The organism is Collinsella sp. AF33-16, from assembly GCF_003475325.1.
Lineage (GTDB): Bacteria > Actinomycetota > Coriobacteriia > Coriobacteriales > Coriobacteriaceae > Collinsella.
This window is the reverse complement of the sequence record NZ_QRQC01000014.1, coordinates 25,968-41,091: the sequence shown is the minus strand read 5'-3', so window position 1 is coordinate 41,091 and position 15,124 is coordinate 25,968. Positions and strand designations below refer to the sequence as shown.

Below are 15,124 nucleotides of genomic sequence, written 5' to 3'. Positions count from 1 at the left end.
CTAATATCCCCTCGTCGAAACGATTACACGGTTAGGTACTGTACTATAGCGGTTTTTAGTCGATAGCGCCGATACGGTTGAGCGGCCAGTAGCGTACAAGCGCCACGGCGATCAAGTCGGAGCGGTCGACCGGGCCAAAGTAGCGGGAGTCAGCAGAGTTCTCGCGGTTGTCGCCCATCACCCACACACAGTCGTCAGGGACGGTGTAGGGATAGCTCACCTGAGCGCCAGGGGCTTGGACCGAAAGCGGCCAGCTCATGCCGGTCGTATAGTCTTCGTCGAGCGCCTGGCCGTCGACGACAACCTTGCCGTCCTGCAGGTCGACCGTCTGACCGGCCGTGGCAATAACGCGCTTTACCAGCACGTCATGCTCGGACGTGGCATCGGGGTTGTGAAACACCACGATATCGCCCTGCTTGACGGGCTGCCCGAGTTCGAGCGTCACCTTCTGCGCCAGAATCTGATCGCCGATCTCAATCGTGGACTCCATGGAGCCGGTGGGCACCACAAAGGGTTCGACCACAAATGAGCGAATCAAGAAGGTGGCGACCAGTGCGATCGCGACGACCACGATCCACTCAAAGGCACCCCTCAGGGCAGAATGCTGCGATGGAACCATTCTCACTCCTCGCTCTGCGAATACGAAGCGTCAAGGATCTCCTGCGCGTAGGCGCGCTCCTCGGGCGTAAGGCGTGCCGTCTCGATAAGATCGGGACGCCAACGACAGGTACGCTCGATGGCGTTTTTGCGACGCCAGGCATCGACCTTGGCGTGGTCGCCGCTTACGAGTACCGGAGGCACGCCCTCGCCATTGAACTCGGCGGGGCGGGTGTACTGCGCGTACTCGAGCAGGCCACCGTCCTCGGCGGTCGAGAAGGACTCGTCCACGTTGCTCATCTCGTCGCCCAAGGCTCCGGGAATGAGTCGTACGACGGCATCGGCAACGACCATAGCGGGCAACTCACCGCCCGTGAGCACGTAGTCGCCGATCGACAGGCGCTCATCGGCATACGCATATGCGCGCTCGTCGACGCCCTCGTAACGGCTGCACACAAACAGCAGGCGCTCGCTTTTAAGCAGACGCTCGGCCACATGCTGCGTAAAGGGCTCGCCGCAGGGCGTAAAGAACACCACGGTGGGCTTGGGACCCTCGGAGCTAATAGCCTCGATGGCCTCGGCGATGGGCTCGACCTTCATGAGCATGCCCTGCCCGCCGCCATACGGCTCGTCATCGACGGTGCGATGGCGGTCGTGCGTCCAGTCGCGCAGGTTATACGCCTTAAAATCAAAAAGGCCGGCCTTGCGGGCGCGGCCCAAAATCGACGTGGACATGACGGGCTCAAACATCTCGGGAAAGACCGAAAGGGTCTCGATCAGCATGCTGTCCTCCCTACTTGTCCATATCGATCAAGCCGTCCATAACGTGGACGGAAATTGTTCCTGTGTCGGGAAGATCGAGCACAACCTGCTCGATCACGGGAATCAGCACCTCGCCGTACCGATCACCCTCGACAACCCAAACATCGTTGGCGGGCGTCGACATGATCTCGACAATCGTGCCGAGCGAACCGAAGCGCTCATCGATCACCTCGCGACCCATCAGGTCGGTATAGGCGGCGTCGAGTGAATCGAGCTCAAAATCGTCACGATTTGCCAGCACATAGCATCCCGTGATGCCCTCAGCGGCCGTCAAGTCATCAATGCCCTCAAACGAGACCAGATCGCCATCGCCCGTATCGGTGACGGACACAACCGTGCAAAAACGGTCGCGCTTGAGTGCCGGCGGCGTCAAGGCGACGCGCATACCCGGCTCCAATACAGAAGGAAGCCCCCGCAGCGGCTGCGCGAGGACCTCCCCCTTCCTTCCGTGCGGTTTGACCACACGGGCGATGTTTTTGTACTGGGACCTCAAGGTCCTAGCCCAGAACCTCTACCTCGACAGCGGTGTCGAGGCGAGCGGCCAGCGCACGGGCGAGCGTGCGAATGGCCTTGATGGTACGGCCACGACGGCCGATGACCTTAGCGACGTCATCCTCGGCAACCGAAACCTCAATCGTGGAGGCGTCGTCACCATCGATGACCTCGAGGCTCACGGAATCCGGGTCGTCGACGATCTGAACAACGAGATATTCGACGAGATCGGCGATGCGATCTGAGAGCATTGCCTCACCCTCGAGCTGTGCAGCGTCAACCTCAGGCACGATTTACTCCTCGGCGCCCTCAGCGGCCTCAGCGGCAGCCTTAGCGGCCTCGGCCTCTTTGGCGAGCTGCTTCTTGGACTTCTTGACGACGGCCTCGGTCTTCTCGCCCTCGTTGGCGGCCTTGACCAGAGCGGCGACGGCGTCGGTAAGCTGAGCGCCCTTGGACTGCCAGTCAGCAATCTTCTCGAGGTCGAGGTTGATGGTCTTGGGGGCGGTCATCGGATTGTAGCGGCCAACCTCCTCGATGATACGACCGTCACGCGGGGCGCGGGAATCGGCGACGACGACACGGTAGTACGGACGCTTCTTAGCGCCGTGACGAGCAAGGCGAATCTTGACTGCCAAAGGAAACTCCTCCAACCAAGCAGCTTTAGGCTGCAACTACAAACAAACAGTTGAACATAATACGCCATCGACGCGGGCAGGTGAAGTCCGTGAGACCAACTTCTTCGGTGTAGTCGAGGGCAAATCCATATCTTAGACAAGAATTCGCGATTTGCAAGCACATACACGCACCCCACATGAGCTGCGCGGTATACTCATGACATGGAAAGACGCGAACATACATACGGTTATGAGGATGCTGCGGGCGTCACGCCGCCGCCCTGGACGGGTCCGGCGGTGGGCCTGATGGACCTCGATGCATTTTTTGCGAGCGTGGAGATGCTCGATCATCCCGAATGGCGCGGCAAACCGCTCATCGTGGGCGGAGACGCCGAATCACGCGGCGTCGTGTCCACGTGCTCGTACGAGGCACGTCGCTTTGGTGTGCATTCTGCCATGGCCTCGGCCGAGGCGCGGCGTCTGTGCCCGCAGGCCATTTGGACGCACGGACACTTTGATCGCTACCACGAGGTCAGCGCGCAGGTCATGGCGATTCTTGCCGATGAGACCCCGCGCGTGGAGCGCGTATCCATCGACGAAGCTTTTATCGATATCACGCCGGGCCGCTTTGCGCCCGAAGACCCGCTGCTGGTTGCGCGGCGCATAAGCGACCGCGTGGCAGCGCTGGGAGTGACCTGCTCTATTGGCGTTGGGTGCAACAAGACCGTGGCCAAAATCGCAAGCGAGCGGGACAAGCCGTTTGGTCTGACCATTGTGCGCCCCGGTACGGAACAGCGGTTTTTGGCCGCGCTGCCGGTATCTGCCATGAGCGGAATCGGGCGTTCGGCCGAGGAGCGACTGCGTCGCATGCGCATCTATACGCTCGGCGAGCTTTCACGCGCGCCAGAGTCCACCCTGGCTGCAATCTTTGGCGTGAATGGCGAGCGAATGCGTCAACGTGCTTTGGGGCTCGAAGTATCCGAGGTCACTAGCCTGGAAGAGGAACGTGAAGTTAAATCGGTGAGCAATGAGCGCACCTTTGCGAAGGATTTGACTGAGCGTGGGGATATCGAGGCGGCGATCGCGCTGCTCGGCGAGTCGGTTGGGCGCCGCCTGCGCCGCCAGGGGCTGACGGGCGCCACGGTGACGCTCAAGCTCAAATACTCTTACGGCAGCGGACGCACGGCACAGCGCCGCTTGCCCCACCCCACCGACGACGAGAATATCTTTGTGGCCGTAGCGCTCGAGCTGCTCGACAATATCTGGCAAGAAGGCATGCACGTACGTCTAGCGGGTATCGGCATGAGCGACTTCAACCACCAAGGCGGTATCCAGACCGACCTGTTCTGCGAGATCGATGACCGCGGAGCCCAATCCAGCGACCGCCGCGACCTCTCCGTCGCCATCGACGCCGTCCGAGACAAATTCGGCGACACCGCCCTATCCTTCGGCCGCCAATCCCGCTTCTCCTCCCAATGATTTGCGTTTTGGGCAAAAAGAAAGCCGGGCAGCTGCAGGTAGTGCAACTGCCCGGCGAACGGTAGAGGGTGGCTCTAGAGAAGCCCCGCCCAAATAAGGTCCTAGAGGAGATTGAGGGGGAGCTGGGGAGCGTCGCCCCAGAGCTTCTCGAGGCGGTAGAAGTCGCGGGCCTCGGGGGTGAAGACGTGGACGACAACCGAGCCGTAATCCATGAGCATCCAGGTCTTCTGCTCGCGGCCCTCGATGGAGAACGGGTGCTCACCGCAGGCCTCGGCAACCTTCTCCTCGATCTCGTCGACGATAGAATCGACCTGACGGTTGTTGGTACCGGTGGCGATCACAAAGTAATCGCACACGTCGGAGAGCTCGGTCAGATCGAGCACCTGCACGTCCTCGCCCTTCTTGTCGTAGGCGGCCTGCGCGGCGGCGCGGGCGACATCCTCGGCGGCGACACCGCTCGCGGACAGCGAGGCAGCGGTGCGGTCGGACGTGGCAACGAAGCTCTTGTGCTCCACACCTTCAAGAATCTGATCGTCAGTCATGGTCTCATCGGCCATGGAATACCTCTTTCTAGACACACCCGAGCTAGCGCAGCTGGGCGTAATGGTTGTAAATCGTAATAGCCGTGGGATAAAGATAGCGCCCGGACTGGATCACGTAGACCAGACCCTGCGCAAAACAGGAGAAGAACAACTCGTCAAGCGTCGACTCCCCCACCATCTTGCGCAGCGCGTGGGCATAATCACCATGGCGGTTAGGCTCGATGGCATCGGCCACAAAGACCACCATATCGAGCGGCGTCATGTCGCAGGCGCCCACCGTGTGACGGTCGACAGCCTGGAAAACGGCTGGCGATAGCTCGGGAAATAGCTGCGGAAGCTCATAGGCGGCAACCGGGCCATGCAGCAGCGGCGTCGCGGCCGAAGGAGAGCCGGCAACCTTAATGCCGTAGTGCAACGCGCGGGCCACGAGCTCGTCATCGGAGAGTACCTTATCCCAGTCATGAATCAGGCCAGCGGCAGCGGCATCAAAGCCGTCAACGCGGTAGACCTCAGCCAGATGAAGCGCGGTCTCAGCAACACCCAGCGAATGCATGTAGCGCTTGCGCTTATCCTTCATACGCACATCGAGTAGCTCTTGAATGCGCTTGAGCAGCGCGCGCTCATCGCCCTCAAACTGATCCTCTACCGACAACGTAGACCCCCATCACTCAAAATCTTCTTGACCCAGATCGGTATACAACCCGCGTTTGCGAATATAGCCGAGCACGGACTCGCTCGTAAGATAGCGCACGCTCATGCCACGGGCAACCCGCTTGCGAATGTTGGTCGAGCTAATCGCCAGCGCCGGAATCTGGATATACCGCACGTCAAACGGCAGGCCTGACTCTTTGATTCGCGCGCGAGCAGTATCGATATCAAAGCCCGGTCGCGTCGCCGCAATAAACGTGGCAAGCTCGGCGATTCGGTCGGCATCATGCCAGGTCACAATATCGATAATCGCGTCGGCGCCCGTAATAAAGTAGAGCTTTACCTGCGGCGGGTAAAAGTCGCGAAGGGCATGAAGCGTATCGGCCGTATAGGTCACGCCCGGACGGTCGATCTCGAATCGGCTCGCCAAAAAAGCCGGATTCGCAGCGGTGGCGAGGACCGTCATGGCATAACGGTCCTCAGCAGGCGTCACCGGTTTGTCGAGCTTAAAGGCGGGAGAGCCGGCCGGCATAAAGAGCACGGCGTCCAAGTCGAGCGACTCGCGCGCCTGCTCGGCGGTAACCAAGTGCCCGTAATGAATCGGGTCGAAGGTGCCACCCATAATGCCAAGCCGAAACTCCTGCCCATCCTTGATAGGCAGCTCAGGCAGACCAATTCCACCGCGCAGCGACATGACTTACTCGCCCTCCGGGGTCTCGACATCATCCGCGACGTCCGCCGCATCGACAACCTCGACGCCCTCGTTCGCAGCATCGGCTACGTCAAAGACCTCAACGCCTTCGTCCCCAAGCTCCTCCTCGTACTCCGAGAAGTCCTCGGCGCCCTCAAAGTCAAAGGCGCGTTGGCAAATGCGGACCTCGTCGCCCGCACGGCAGCCGGCCTTCTCGAGCGCGTCGTCAATACCCATGCGCGCAAACTTATGCTGCAGGTAGATGACGGCCTCCTCGTTTTCCCAGTCGGTCTGGATGACCATGCGCTCGATGGCGCGACCGACCACGCGGAAGGCGTGGGGCTCTTCTTGAACAATGCGGAAACGCTTCTCACGCTGCAGGCGGCGGCGCTCCCACTCATCGTCGCGTAGGTCGACCGGCTCATCGGAGACAGCCAACTCGGCACGCAGCTTAGCCACCTGCTCGCCCACGGCAAGCATCAGCGTGTTGAGGCCAGCGCCCGTCACGGCGGACACAGCAAAGAACATATGCCCATCGTCGAGCGCAGCGCGTTTGAGGTCGGCAATCTTGTCAGCCGTGCCCGGCGCGTCGCACTTGTTGGCGACAACGATCTGCGGGCGCTCCGAAAGCTCGGCGCCATACTGCTCGAGCTCGCGGTTGATGATGCGATAGTCCTCGACCGGATCGCGATCCTCAAAACCGCCCGTCATATCGACGACATGCATGATGAGTGCCGTGCGCTCGATGTGGCGCAGGAACTGATGGCCCAGACCCTTGCCTTCGCTCGCACCCTCAATGAGGCCGGGGACGTCGGCAACGACATAGGAGTACTCGCCGGCACGCACCATACCCAGGTTGGGCACGAGCGTGGTAAACGGATAGTCGGCGATCTTGGGTCGGGCGGCACTCATGCGCGCGATAAGCGAGGATTTGCCCACCGAGGGGAAGCCCACGAGTGCGGCATCGGCCATGAGCTTCATCTCGAGCTCAATCCAGTGCTCCTCAGCCGGCTCGCCGAGCTGGGCAAACGCGGGCGCGCGACGCACCGACGTCACAAAGTGAGTATTGCCCAGACCGCCGGCACCACCGGGGGCCACGACAACGCGCTCACCGTCGTGCACCAGGTCGGCAATCTCGAACATCGGGGTCTGCGTCTCGGGGTCGAGCTCGCGCACCACGGTGCCCATGGGAACCTTGAGGATCAGGTCCTCGCCGCTCTTTCCGTTGCGGCGGGCGCCCTGACCGTGCGTTCCGCGCTCGGCACGAAAATGATGCTTAAAGCGGTAATCGATCAGCGAAGACAGCTGAGCATCGGCCTGGATGACGACATTGCCGCCACGACCGCCGTCGCCGCCATCGGGGCCGCCCTTGGGAACAAATGCCTCGCGCCTAAACGACATGCATCCGGCTCCGCCGTCGCCGCCGCACACGTTAATGCGGCTGATATCGGTGAACTGTGACAACAGAATCGCCTCCTACAAAAAGAGGGAGACCCTTGAATCCTAAAACTCAAGTGCCTCCCACATATGTGCTCTATGAAGGGTGAATTACGCGTTCGCGAGCGGGCGTACGCTGACCCTGTGCTTGATACCCTTGTGGAACTCAACGGTACCGTCGACCAGCGCGAACAGCGTGTCGTCCTTGCCACGGCCAACGTTCTCACCCGGGTGGATGTGAGTGCCGTGCTGACGGACGAGAATCGTGCCCGTGGTTACCGTCTGGCCGGCATAGCGCTTCGTGCCAAGGCGCTGACCGCGGGAGTCACGGCCATTACGGGAGGAACCGAGTCCTTTTTTGTGTGCCATTGTGTATACCTACTCTTTCGTTACGAGTGTAATCTACTCGGCGACGGGAGCCTCGGCAACAGCCTCGGCCTCTGCCTTGACAGCCTTCTTGGCGCGGGACGTAGCCTGGACCTTCACGATCTTCAGCTTGGTGAGCTGCTGACGGTGACCCTTCAGACGACGATAGCGCTTACGCTTGTGGAACTTGAAGACCAGCTGCTTCTCGCCCTTGAACTGCTCAACGATCTGAGCGGTAACCTTGGCCTTGGCCAGCTTGTCGGGATCGGTGACGATCTTCTTACCATCGTTGAGGAAGATGACCGGCAGGGTGACCTTGTCGCCCTCATTGCCCTCGATCTTCTCGACGGTGATGACATCGTCGGTGGCGACCTTGTACTGCTTGCCGCCCGTGTTAACGATTGCGTACATGTTTACTTGCCCTTCATGCATCAGTTAGTGCAACAGCCGAATATAGTAGCAGGCGAAAATACCCCCGTCAACGAGTATGTGGAGCAAATCCACAAGTTCGCACAGGTATGGGGCTGACGAGTCGGCCCTCGTCGTCCTCGCATGCTTGATTCTGACGCTCGACATCGTAGGAGCAGATGGTCACGAGGTCTTGCATACCGGTGGAAACAATAGGTGCATCCACGCCCGGGGTCAAGCCCTGCAACAAAACATCAGCAGCGGAAAGCAAAATTTCCGGACGCATGGAGCCCTCGTTATCGGCATGGGTGTCGAGCATGAGCACCAAATGGTCAGGGCGCTCCCCCGCCGTGAGCTCATAGCCCACGAGCGTGTGATCCAAATCCAAGCGCTTGCTCTTTTTGCCGCGCGCGTAGTCGATGCCATGGTCCGCGCGCAACGTGTCGATCGCACGACGCACCTCGTCGGCGCTTACGGGCGCCTCGAGATCCAAGTGTAGATCGATGCGATACGACAGGCGCGTAAGCTGCGCCGTCAACGCCGGCGTGCGCACGTCGATGTACGCTGCCTCAATGGGTGCCAGATCGGCCGGAGACGCCGCAGCCAGACGCCCAAACGCCTCGTCGAGCGCCACGAACTCGGTCATAAACAGGTCATACCACTCGCAGGTCGACGACGTACCCACCGGTAGTGCCGAAGAGAAGCCCACGCGCATGTGCGGAGAGAAGCCCTGCGTGACGGCATAGGGAAGTCCCGCACGGCGCACGATGCGCTCAATGGTATGGATTACTTCGAGATGGCCCAGGTACTTAAGGCGATCGCGCTTGCCATAGCGAACACGAAGCCTAAAGAGCGTGGGGTTGTCAGTCAGGCGCTCACTCATGCGCGATCACCCATCAATACATTCTTGACGTGGAGCGTGGGGCAGATTCCGCAGCCGGTGCACGACGTGCGGGTGCAGTCGGGAGTCGTGAAACCCTCGAGCGAGCGACGGTACTCGCGCTCGAGGAAGCCGCGCGTGCAGCCGGGGCTCACATGCTCCCACGGCAGACGCCAGTCCAACTCGTAGGGCAGGTGCACGAGCTCATTGAGGTCGATGCCGTTTTTGGCGGCAGCCTCCTTCCAGTTATCGAGCGAGAAATGCTCTACCCAGGCGTCAAAGCGAGACCCCGAGCGCCAAGCATCGATGATGACGGGCGTCATGTCACGACCGGCGCGGGAGAGCGCGGCCTCGATGAGCGAGGTCTCGGCATCGTGGTAATGCACGCGGACGGCACGGTTGCGAACGCTCGTGATGAGCAGCTTCTGACGACGCTTGACGTCGTCGTAGTCGAGCTGCGGGCACCACTGGAACGGCGTGGCAGCCTTGGGGATAAAGACCGAAACCGAGATGGACACCGAGATCGAGCCGCGACGAGCCTTGGGCACCACGGAACGACCGAGCTCCAGCACGTGATCGGCCAGATTGGCGATGGCCACGATGTCCTCGTCGCGCTCGCCGGGAAGGCCCATCATAAAGTAGAGCTTCATGCGGTTCCAGCCGGCCTCGAAGGCCGCCTTAGCCGCACGATCCAGGTCCTCCTCGGTCACGTTCTTGTTAATGATGTCGCGCATGCGCTGGCTGCCGGCCTCGGGCGCGAACGTCAGGCCGCCCTTCTTTTCGCCGGCGACCGACTCGGCCATATCCACGCCAAACGAATCCAGGCGCTGCGACGGAATAGACACGCGAATACCCGTATCCTCCAGGCGACGGTTGAGCCTGCCGAGCACGTCACGAATGCAGGAGTGGTCGGTCGTGGAGAGCGACGTAAGCGACACCTCGTCATAGCCAGTCTTTTCCAAGCCCTGGATCACCGATGACACGATCTGGTCGGCCGAGCGCTCGCGTACCGGACGATACGTCATGCCTGCTTGGCAAAAACGGCAGCCGCGGGCGCAGCCACGCAAGATCTCGATAGACAGGCGATCGTGGACGAGCTGCGCATACGGCACACACGACTGAGAAAGTGGATTGGTGGCACCAAAGTCCTCGACGACGCGCTTGTAGACCACGGTCGGCGCATCCTTGCCCTCGCGCGGCACGGTGTAGCCATGCGGGGAGCAGGGCTCGTCATAGCGCACCTCATACAGGGACGGCACATAGGTACCGGCGACCGTCGCGAGCTGCTCGACAATCTGGGCGCGCGAGATGCCCTCGTCGCGCAGGCGGCGATGCAGCTGGCAGATCTCGAGCAGCGACTCCTCGCCCTCGCCAATGAGGATGGCATCGAAAAAGGCCGCGTACGGCTCGGGGTTATACACCGAGGGACCACCGGCGACGATGATGGGATCGTCCTCGGTACGGTCGGCAGCTAACAGCGGAATGCCAGCGAGATCGAGCGCTTCGAGGAAGTTTGTCACAGCCATCTCGTGCGGCACGTGCATGCCGACGATGTCGAACGATGCCACGGGCGTTGCGCCCTCGAGCGACAGCAGCGGAATCCCCGCCTCGCGCATCGCATCGCCCATATCGGGCCACGGCACGTAGCCGCGCTCGCAGGAAATGCCCTCGGCCTGATTTAGGATGTTGTAGAGAATGGCGATGCCCTGGTTGGGCAGACCGACCTCATACACGTCCGGATAGATCATGCAGCAGCGATAGTCGGCATCGGCCTTTGAGAGCGTGCCCCACTCGTGGTCGATATAGCGACTCGGCTTCTCGACCTTGGCGAGCAGTGGCTCAATTAAATGAAAACAGTCTTGATACGGAACGCGCAACGGAAAACCCCTAAGCAGCGAGATCGGATGCGTCTTGGTAGGACGCCATAGGACGGGTGGCACCGGCGACCGTGGTCACCAGGTCGCGAACGCGCGAGAACGTGGCGGCAGCGACCTCGTTGGCGCGGCTGTAGTCGACATCGCGCTCGTAGAGCGACACGAGCGCGCGACCCATGCCATAGGTACCCGCGGCGGCGGTAAGCGCCTTAACGGCAAAGCCGATGTGCGGCGTCCGCTTCACCAATGCGCGGGTAACAGCGCGAATCACCAGACCGCCGGCGAGCACGCCTGCGACCTCGTAGCCGCGCTCGGGCTTAATGCCGCGTCCAAAGATGGCAGCGAGCTCAAAGAGCATGCCCACCTGAGCCAGCGCCATAACGGGATAATCGGCGCCCGGCAAAAACACCAGCGCACCGGTCGCCATATTGGTGAGCGCGCACGAGGTAATGATACGATTGGCCGCCGCGATGCGCATGAAGGCAAAGTTCGCCGCAAAAGCCGTTTCCTTTTCGGTGCGATCGAGAATCCAGCGGGCAAGCGTCTCGAGCAGATACGTCTTATCGGTTGCCGCCACCACGCCGAGCATGGGCGTGGACTCCTCGATAAACGGCACCTCCACAGCAGACTCGGCAAGCACGCACACGGGCGCGCCGGCGATCACGAGCTCCTGCACGGCACTCTCCAAGCGGTCGGAACCGCACGAGAGCACCAGTACCACATCGGTATCGGTCTTTGGAGCAATTCGCTCCTCCCCCAGACGCTCGACGCGCACAATGCCCGAGGTCGTCTGCGGCACAAAGGCGTCACGCACCGTCTCGGCCAGAAAGCGCGAGGCGGACGAATCCAGATAGACCGAGACGCGCACCGGCGTATCGGAATCCTTCTTAACGGACGCGCCCATCTTAAAAGCGCGGGTCAGCTTATCTACGGGAATTTTCATAGCAAACCCCTCCAGCGGTTACGCGGCGCCCGAACGATGCCGCCATATGGATTGTACGATACCCACCGTCAGCAGCTGAATCATCATCGAAGACGAACCGAAGCTAATAAACGGTAGCGGAATACCGGTAATCGGCATCATGCCGATGCACATGCCGATGTTTTCGAAGGTCTGGAACGCCCACATGCCAACGATGCCCACACACGAAAGACGCAAGAACAGCGACTCACACTTAAAGGCGACGCGAATCGTCGAAAAGATCAGCAGCACGTAGAGGCATAGGAGCAAAAAGGAACCGCAAAAGCCAAAGGTCTCGGACAGGAAGGCGAAGACGAAGTCGGTGTGGAACTCAGGCAGAAAGCCGCCGGCCGACTGCGTCGCATGGCCCAAACCCTTACCAAAGAAGCCACCCGAGCCAACGGCGATAAGCGACTGCTGCAGGTTGTAGGCATCGTCCGAATCGGCATTATCGGGGTCGATAAAGACCGTCAGGCGGTTCATCTGATACTGCTTGATGAGCACATCGTGGCCGAGCAACGAATCAAAGACCGAATCGAGCGCCAGGACGAGGGCCACCAGGCCCACGAGCAGGGCCAGGGTCGACAGCACCCATTCGCGGCGCGCACCGCTCATGCAGATGACGATGGCGCCCGAGACCAGCACGACCAGGCCCGAGCCCAGGTCGCCCATGGCGACGACGGCCAAAAACGGGATGGACAGCATGCCGCAGAGCTTGACGTAGTCGCGAACGGTATCGATGCGGCCGTTATACTGCGAGCCAAGCGTGGCAATAAAGAAGATGGTGATGAGCTTGGCAAGCTCGACCGGCTGGAATGTCAAGCCGATACCGGGAATCTTGATCCAGCCCGTCATGCCCAGACCGCCCGTATAGGACAAACCCGGAATCTTGGGCGAGAAGATCACGATCAGGTCGATGACGAGCAACGCCGTCGAGAAATTGGAAATACCGCGCAGGTCGGTACGCCAGACCAGCACCGCCAGCAACGCCCCGATACCAATTCCCAGCAGATGGCGTGAGAACGAAGCATCGGCCTTAAACTGCGAAGCCGACCAGATAATGATGGCACCGTAGGCGACGAGCGCCACTGTGGCCACGAGCACACCGATATGCACCTTTTGGCGAAACGTGCCGCGCGAGGCCGAAAGTTGCTTGTTGACGCGGTCCAGGCTGCTGCGAGAGCCGGTCTTGGTTGAACGGAACAGATCCGCCGGAGAAAAATCCATCGCAACCTCCTATCGAACCGAAGAATCGCCCGAGGCCGAAGAGGTATCGGGCTCGTCATAAATCACGCCGAGCACATCGCGCACGACATGCATCGCGGTATCTGAGCCGCCGCCGCCCTGCTCCAGAACAGTAGCGATGACATACTTGGGATCATCGGCCGGCGCATAGGCGCAAAACCACGCGTATTCGTCCTCGCCGCTTTTCTCGCCCGTGCCCGACTTGCCGTATACCTGCGGCGTCAGGGTGCCAAAGTGAGCCGCCAGGGACGTCGATGCCGTGTAAATCACGTCGTGCATGCCGTTGCGAACAAGAGCCAAATCCGAATCGCTGTTGATCTTGGCCTCCAGGCGCTTCTTCTTGCCTTTGCCGTTGTACTTATAGGCATCGCCGTCGCCATCGCGCGACACGGCAGACAAAAACACGTGAGGCACGTACTGCTTACCGCCGTTGGCGAGGCCCATGTAGGCGCATGCCATCTGCAGAGGCGTCACCAGGATGTCGCCCTGGCCGATGGCAATGTTGGTCATATCGCCGGCATTCCACTTGCGGTCCTCGGCAGAGGCGTCGGTAAAGTACGACTCTTTCCACTCGGCATCGGGAATACGGCCCGCGCCCTCACTCGGCAGATCGATACCGCAGGTCTTGCCTAGGCCCCAGCGACGAAAGACCTCCTGCAGGCCCTCGGAATGTTGCTCGTCATAAAAGAAGGCCTTGCCCATGTCGTAGAAGACGGGGTCGCACGAGTTGGCGATACCCGACTGCAGCGTCATGGTGCCGTGTCCAGACGTCAGCCAGCAGCGCTTGCCCCAAGCCTTGCCCAGGCCCGTCCAATAGCCCGTGCAGTTGGTTGTCTGCGTTGAAGTGTAGGTTCCAAACTCAAGACCGGCCAGTGCCGAGAGCGGCTTGATGGTCGAGGCCGACATGTACTGTCCGCTAATGGCGCGGTTGAGCAGCGGGTGCGAACCCTTGTCATCATTGAGCTCGGTCCACACGTCATTTGAGACGCCGCCGATAAAGACGGACGGATCGAACTTGGGCTCGCTCGCCATGCCCAGGATCTCGCCGTTGTTGGGATCGAGACACACCACAGCGCCGTTGCCGGCATTGCTGTAGCCAGTGGTCTTGGCAAGCTCGATGGCGCTCGCCAGCGCCGTCTCACAGGCCTGTTGGATCTTGAGGTCGAGCGTGAGCTTAATGTCGGAGCCGGCCTTGGCGGGCACGGCGCCGGCCTGACCGGTCACATTGCCCGAGGCATCGACCTTGACGGTCTGCTCGCCACGAATACCCTGCAGCAGGTTTTCGTAGTAGCTCTCAACACCCGCCTGGCCCACGATATCGCCCGACTGGTACGTAATCCGGCCAGCAGAAGCATCATCGTCGCCAGAGGTTTTCTTATTCTGGGCCTCAAGCTGCTCGGAGGTAATGGTGCCGGTATAGCCCAAAATGTGACAGGCCGTCTCGCCGTACGGGTACTGGCGCTCGGTACGCTCGGCAATCTTGACGCCCGGGAACTCGCCGGCGTGCTCCTTGATATAGGCAACCGTGGAGCGACGGACGTCCGTCGCGATGGTATGCAGGCTCTGGGCGCCCTCGGAATTGTCCTGAATATTGCGCAGAACCGCCACGTAGGGCATACCGAGCACGTTGGCAAGATGGCGAACCAGAACCTCATCCTCGGCAAGGTCGCGGTAGGCCACGACAGCAAGTGAGGGACGGTTCTGGACAAGTGCCACGCCATTGCGGTCGAGGATGCGGCCGCGCACAGCGGGTGTGGTAACGGTGCGCGTCTGATTACTATTAGCCTGCTTTTCATAATAGTCCGACGAGACCATCTGCATGCCCCACAGCTTGACGGCAAGCGCCGCGAACATCGCGCCCACACCCGTGGTGAGGATGGAGAAGCGGCCCTTAAAGGCGGTCGCCGCGGTATTGCCCTCGCCCTCGGTGGCGCGCGGGGCCGTTCCATGCTGCGTATCGTAGGTAAAACGGGAATCGCCGCGACGCATGATGACCAGCGCGACCACGATGGCCACAACCAGCACGATACCGGCGATAATAACCGTCATCTGGGAAGACATCTACGGG

17 protein-coding genes are annotated in these 15,124 nt (G+C 60.9%); 1 reads left to right on the top strand and 16 read right to left on the bottom strand.

The genetic code is table 11. The features are described 5' to 3' along the window. Window positions 1-55 precede the first annotated feature (55 nt). Genes lepB through rpsP form a run of 5 tightly spaced genes read right to left on the bottom strand, consistent with a single transcriptional unit; the run spans window position 56 to window position 2,546 of the window. Window positions 56-619, bottom strand: a complete 564-nt coding sequence (lepB, locus tag DWZ52_RS06690; protein ID WP_118385181.1) for a signal peptidase I — start codon at window positions 617-619, stop codon at window positions 56-58. Between the two features lie 2 nt (window positions 620-621). Next, a complete protein-coding gene (gene trmD / locus DWZ52_RS06685) occupies window positions 622-1,380 on the bottom strand; it encodes a tRNA (guanosine(37)-N1)-methyltransferase TrmD (protein ID WP_118385180.1) in 759 nt (252 codons plus the stop codon). Between the two features lie 10 nt (window positions 1,381-1,390). After that, complete coding sequence (gene rimM, locus DWZ52_RS06680) at window positions 1,391-1,882, bottom strand: ribosome maturation factor RimM (RefSeq protein WP_233547283.1); 492 nt, start codon at window positions 1,880-1,882, stop codon at window positions 1,391-1,393. Between the two features lie 34 nt (window positions 1,883-1,916). Continuing rightward, complete coding sequence (locus DWZ52_RS06675; RefSeq protein WP_171021534.1) at window positions 1,917-2,162, bottom strand: KH domain-containing protein; 246 nt, start codon at window positions 2,160-2,162, stop codon at window positions 1,917-1,919. A 42-nt stretch (window positions 2,163-2,204) separates the two neighbouring features. Next, window positions 2,205-2,546, bottom strand: a complete 342-nt coding sequence (rpsP, locus tag DWZ52_RS06670) for a 30S ribosomal protein S16 (protein ID WP_118385178.1) — start codon at window positions 2,544-2,546, stop codon at window positions 2,205-2,207. Window positions 2,547-2,747: 201 nt separating this feature from the next. Here rpsP and dinB point away from each other — a divergent pair, with 201 nt between their 5' ends. After that, a complete protein-coding gene (dinB, locus tag DWZ52_RS06665) occupies window positions 2,748-4,004 on the top strand; it encodes a DNA polymerase IV (RefSeq protein ID WP_118385177.1) in 1,257 nt (418 codons plus the stop codon). A 101-nt stretch (window positions 4,005-4,105) separates the two neighbouring features. On the opposite strand, the gene rsfS is transcribed toward dinB, so the two are convergent. The 11 genes from rsfS to mrdA form a co-directional block, all read right to left on the bottom strand. After that, on the bottom strand, window positions 4,106-4,561 hold the full coding sequence (gene rsfS, locus DWZ52_RS06660) for a ribosome silencing factor (protein WP_118385176.1): 456 nt from the start codon (window positions 4,559-4,561) through the stop codon (window positions 4,106-4,108). Window positions 4,562-4,589: 28 nt separating this feature from the next. Further along, window positions 4,590-5,123 carry a bis(5'-nucleosyl)-tetraphosphatase (symmetrical) YqeK gene (gene yqeK, locus DWZ52_RS06655; protein ID WP_199579177.1) on the bottom strand — a complete coding sequence of 178 codons (534 nt, stop codon included), beginning with the start codon at window positions 5,121-5,123 and terminating at the stop codon, window positions 4,590-4,592. 87 nt (window positions 5,124-5,210) lie between these two features. Continuing rightward, window positions 5,211-5,888 carry a nicotinate-nucleotide adenylyltransferase gene (gene nadD / locus DWZ52_RS06650; RefSeq protein ID WP_117583242.1) on the bottom strand — a complete coding sequence of 226 codons (678 nt, stop codon included), beginning with the start codon at window positions 5,886-5,888 and terminating at the stop codon, window positions 5,211-5,213. Window positions 5,889-5,891: 3 nt separating this feature from the next. After that, window positions 5,892-7,349, bottom strand: coding sequence for a GTPase ObgE (gene obgE, locus DWZ52_RS06645; protein WP_199579167.1), 1,458 nt, complete (start codon window positions 7,347-7,349; stop codon window positions 5,892-5,894). A gap of 84 nt (window positions 7,350-7,433) precedes the next feature. Beyond that, window positions 7,434-7,691 carry a 50S ribosomal protein L27 gene (gene rpmA / locus DWZ52_RS06640; protein WP_006236075.1) on the bottom strand — a complete coding sequence of 86 codons (258 nt, stop codon included), beginning with the start codon at window positions 7,689-7,691 and terminating at the stop codon, window positions 7,434-7,436. A gap of 33 nt (window positions 7,692-7,724) precedes the next feature. Next, window positions 7,725-8,099: a 50S ribosomal protein L21 gene (gene rplU, locus DWZ52_RS06635; RefSeq protein ID WP_035138585.1), complete on the bottom strand. Its 375-nt coding sequence runs from the start codon at window positions 8,097-8,099 to the stop codon at window positions 7,725-7,727. Window positions 8,100-8,166: 67 nt separating this feature from the next. Then, window positions 8,167-8,979, bottom strand: a complete 813-nt coding sequence (locus DWZ52_RS06630) for a TIGR03936 family radical SAM-associated protein (RefSeq protein ID WP_118385173.1) — start codon at window positions 8,977-8,979, stop codon at window positions 8,167-8,169. Next, the gene (locus DWZ52_RS06625) at window positions 8,976-10,853 is read right to left on the bottom strand and encodes a TIGR03960 family B12-binding radical SAM protein (RefSeq protein ID WP_118385172.1); all 1,878 of its coding nucleotides are present in this window, start codon (window positions 10,851-10,853) and stop codon (window positions 8,976-8,978) included. Before DWZ52_RS06625 ends, DWZ52_RS06630 begins: the two co-directional genes overlap by 4 nt. Window positions 10,854-10,863: 10 nt before the next feature. Next, complete coding sequence (locus DWZ52_RS06620) at window positions 10,864-11,793, bottom strand: YcjF family protein (protein WP_118385171.1); 930 nt, start codon at window positions 11,791-11,793, stop codon at window positions 10,864-10,866. An 18-nt stretch (window positions 11,794-11,811) separates the two neighbouring features. After that, entirely contained in the window at window positions 11,812-13,038 is a 1,227-nt protein-coding gene (locus tag DWZ52_RS06615; protein ID WP_099431830.1) for an FtsW/RodA/SpoVE family cell cycle protein, read from the bottom strand. Between the two features lie 9 nt (window positions 13,039-13,047). Further along, entirely contained in the window at window positions 13,048-15,117 is a 2,070-nt protein-coding gene (mrdA, locus tag DWZ52_RS06610) for a penicillin-binding protein 2 (protein WP_118385170.1), read from the bottom strand. Window positions 15,118-15,124 lie beyond the last annotated feature (7 nt).

Coding starts and splice junctions, on each gene's coding strand:
- lepB (WP_118385181.1), bottom strand. CDS start 619: ATGGTTCCATCGCAGCATTCTGCCCTGAGGGGTGCCTTTGAGTGGATC.
- DWZ52_RS06630 (WP_118385173.1), bottom strand. CDS start 8,979: ATGAGTGAGCGCCTGACTGACAACCCCACGCTCTTTAGGCTTCGTGTT.
- dinB (WP_118385177.1), top strand. CDS start 2,748: ATGGAAAGACGCGAACATACATACGGTTATGAGGATGCTGCGGGCGTC.
- nadD (WP_117583242.1), bottom strand. CDS start 5,888: ATGTCGCTGCGCGGTGGAATTGGTCTGCCTGAGCTGCCTATCAAGGAT.
- DWZ52_RS06615 (WP_099431830.1), bottom strand. CDS start 13,038: ATGGATTTTTCTCCGGCGGATCTGTTCCGTTCAACCAAGACCGGCTCT.
- DWZ52_RS06675 (WP_171021534.1), bottom strand. CDS start 2,162: ATGCTCTCAGATCGCATCGCCGATCTCGTCGAATATCTCGTTGTTCAG.
- rsfS (WP_118385176.1), bottom strand. CDS start 4,561: ATGGCCGATGAGACCATGACTGACGATCAGATTCTTGAAGGTGTGGAG.
- rplU (WP_035138585.1), bottom strand. CDS start 8,099: ATGTACGCAATCGTTAACACGGGCGGCAAGCAGTACAAGGTCGCCACC.
- yqeK (WP_199579177.1), bottom strand. CDS start 5,123: ATGAAGGATAAGCGCAAGCGCTACATGCATTCGCTGGGTGTTGCTGAG.
- mrdA (WP_118385170.1), bottom strand. CDS start 15,117: ATGTCTTCCCAGATGACGGTTATTATCGCCGGTATCGTGCTGGTTGTG.
- trmD (WP_118385180.1), bottom strand. CDS start 1,380: ATGCTGATCGAGACCCTTTCGGTCTTTCCCGAGATGTTTGAGCCCGTC.
- DWZ52_RS06620 (WP_118385171.1), bottom strand. CDS start 11,793: ATGAAAATTCCCGTAGATAAGCTGACCCGCGCTTTTAAGATGGGCGCG.
- rpmA (WP_006236075.1), bottom strand. CDS start 7,691: ATGGCACACAAAAAAGGACTCGGTTCCTCCCGTAATGGCCGTGACTCC.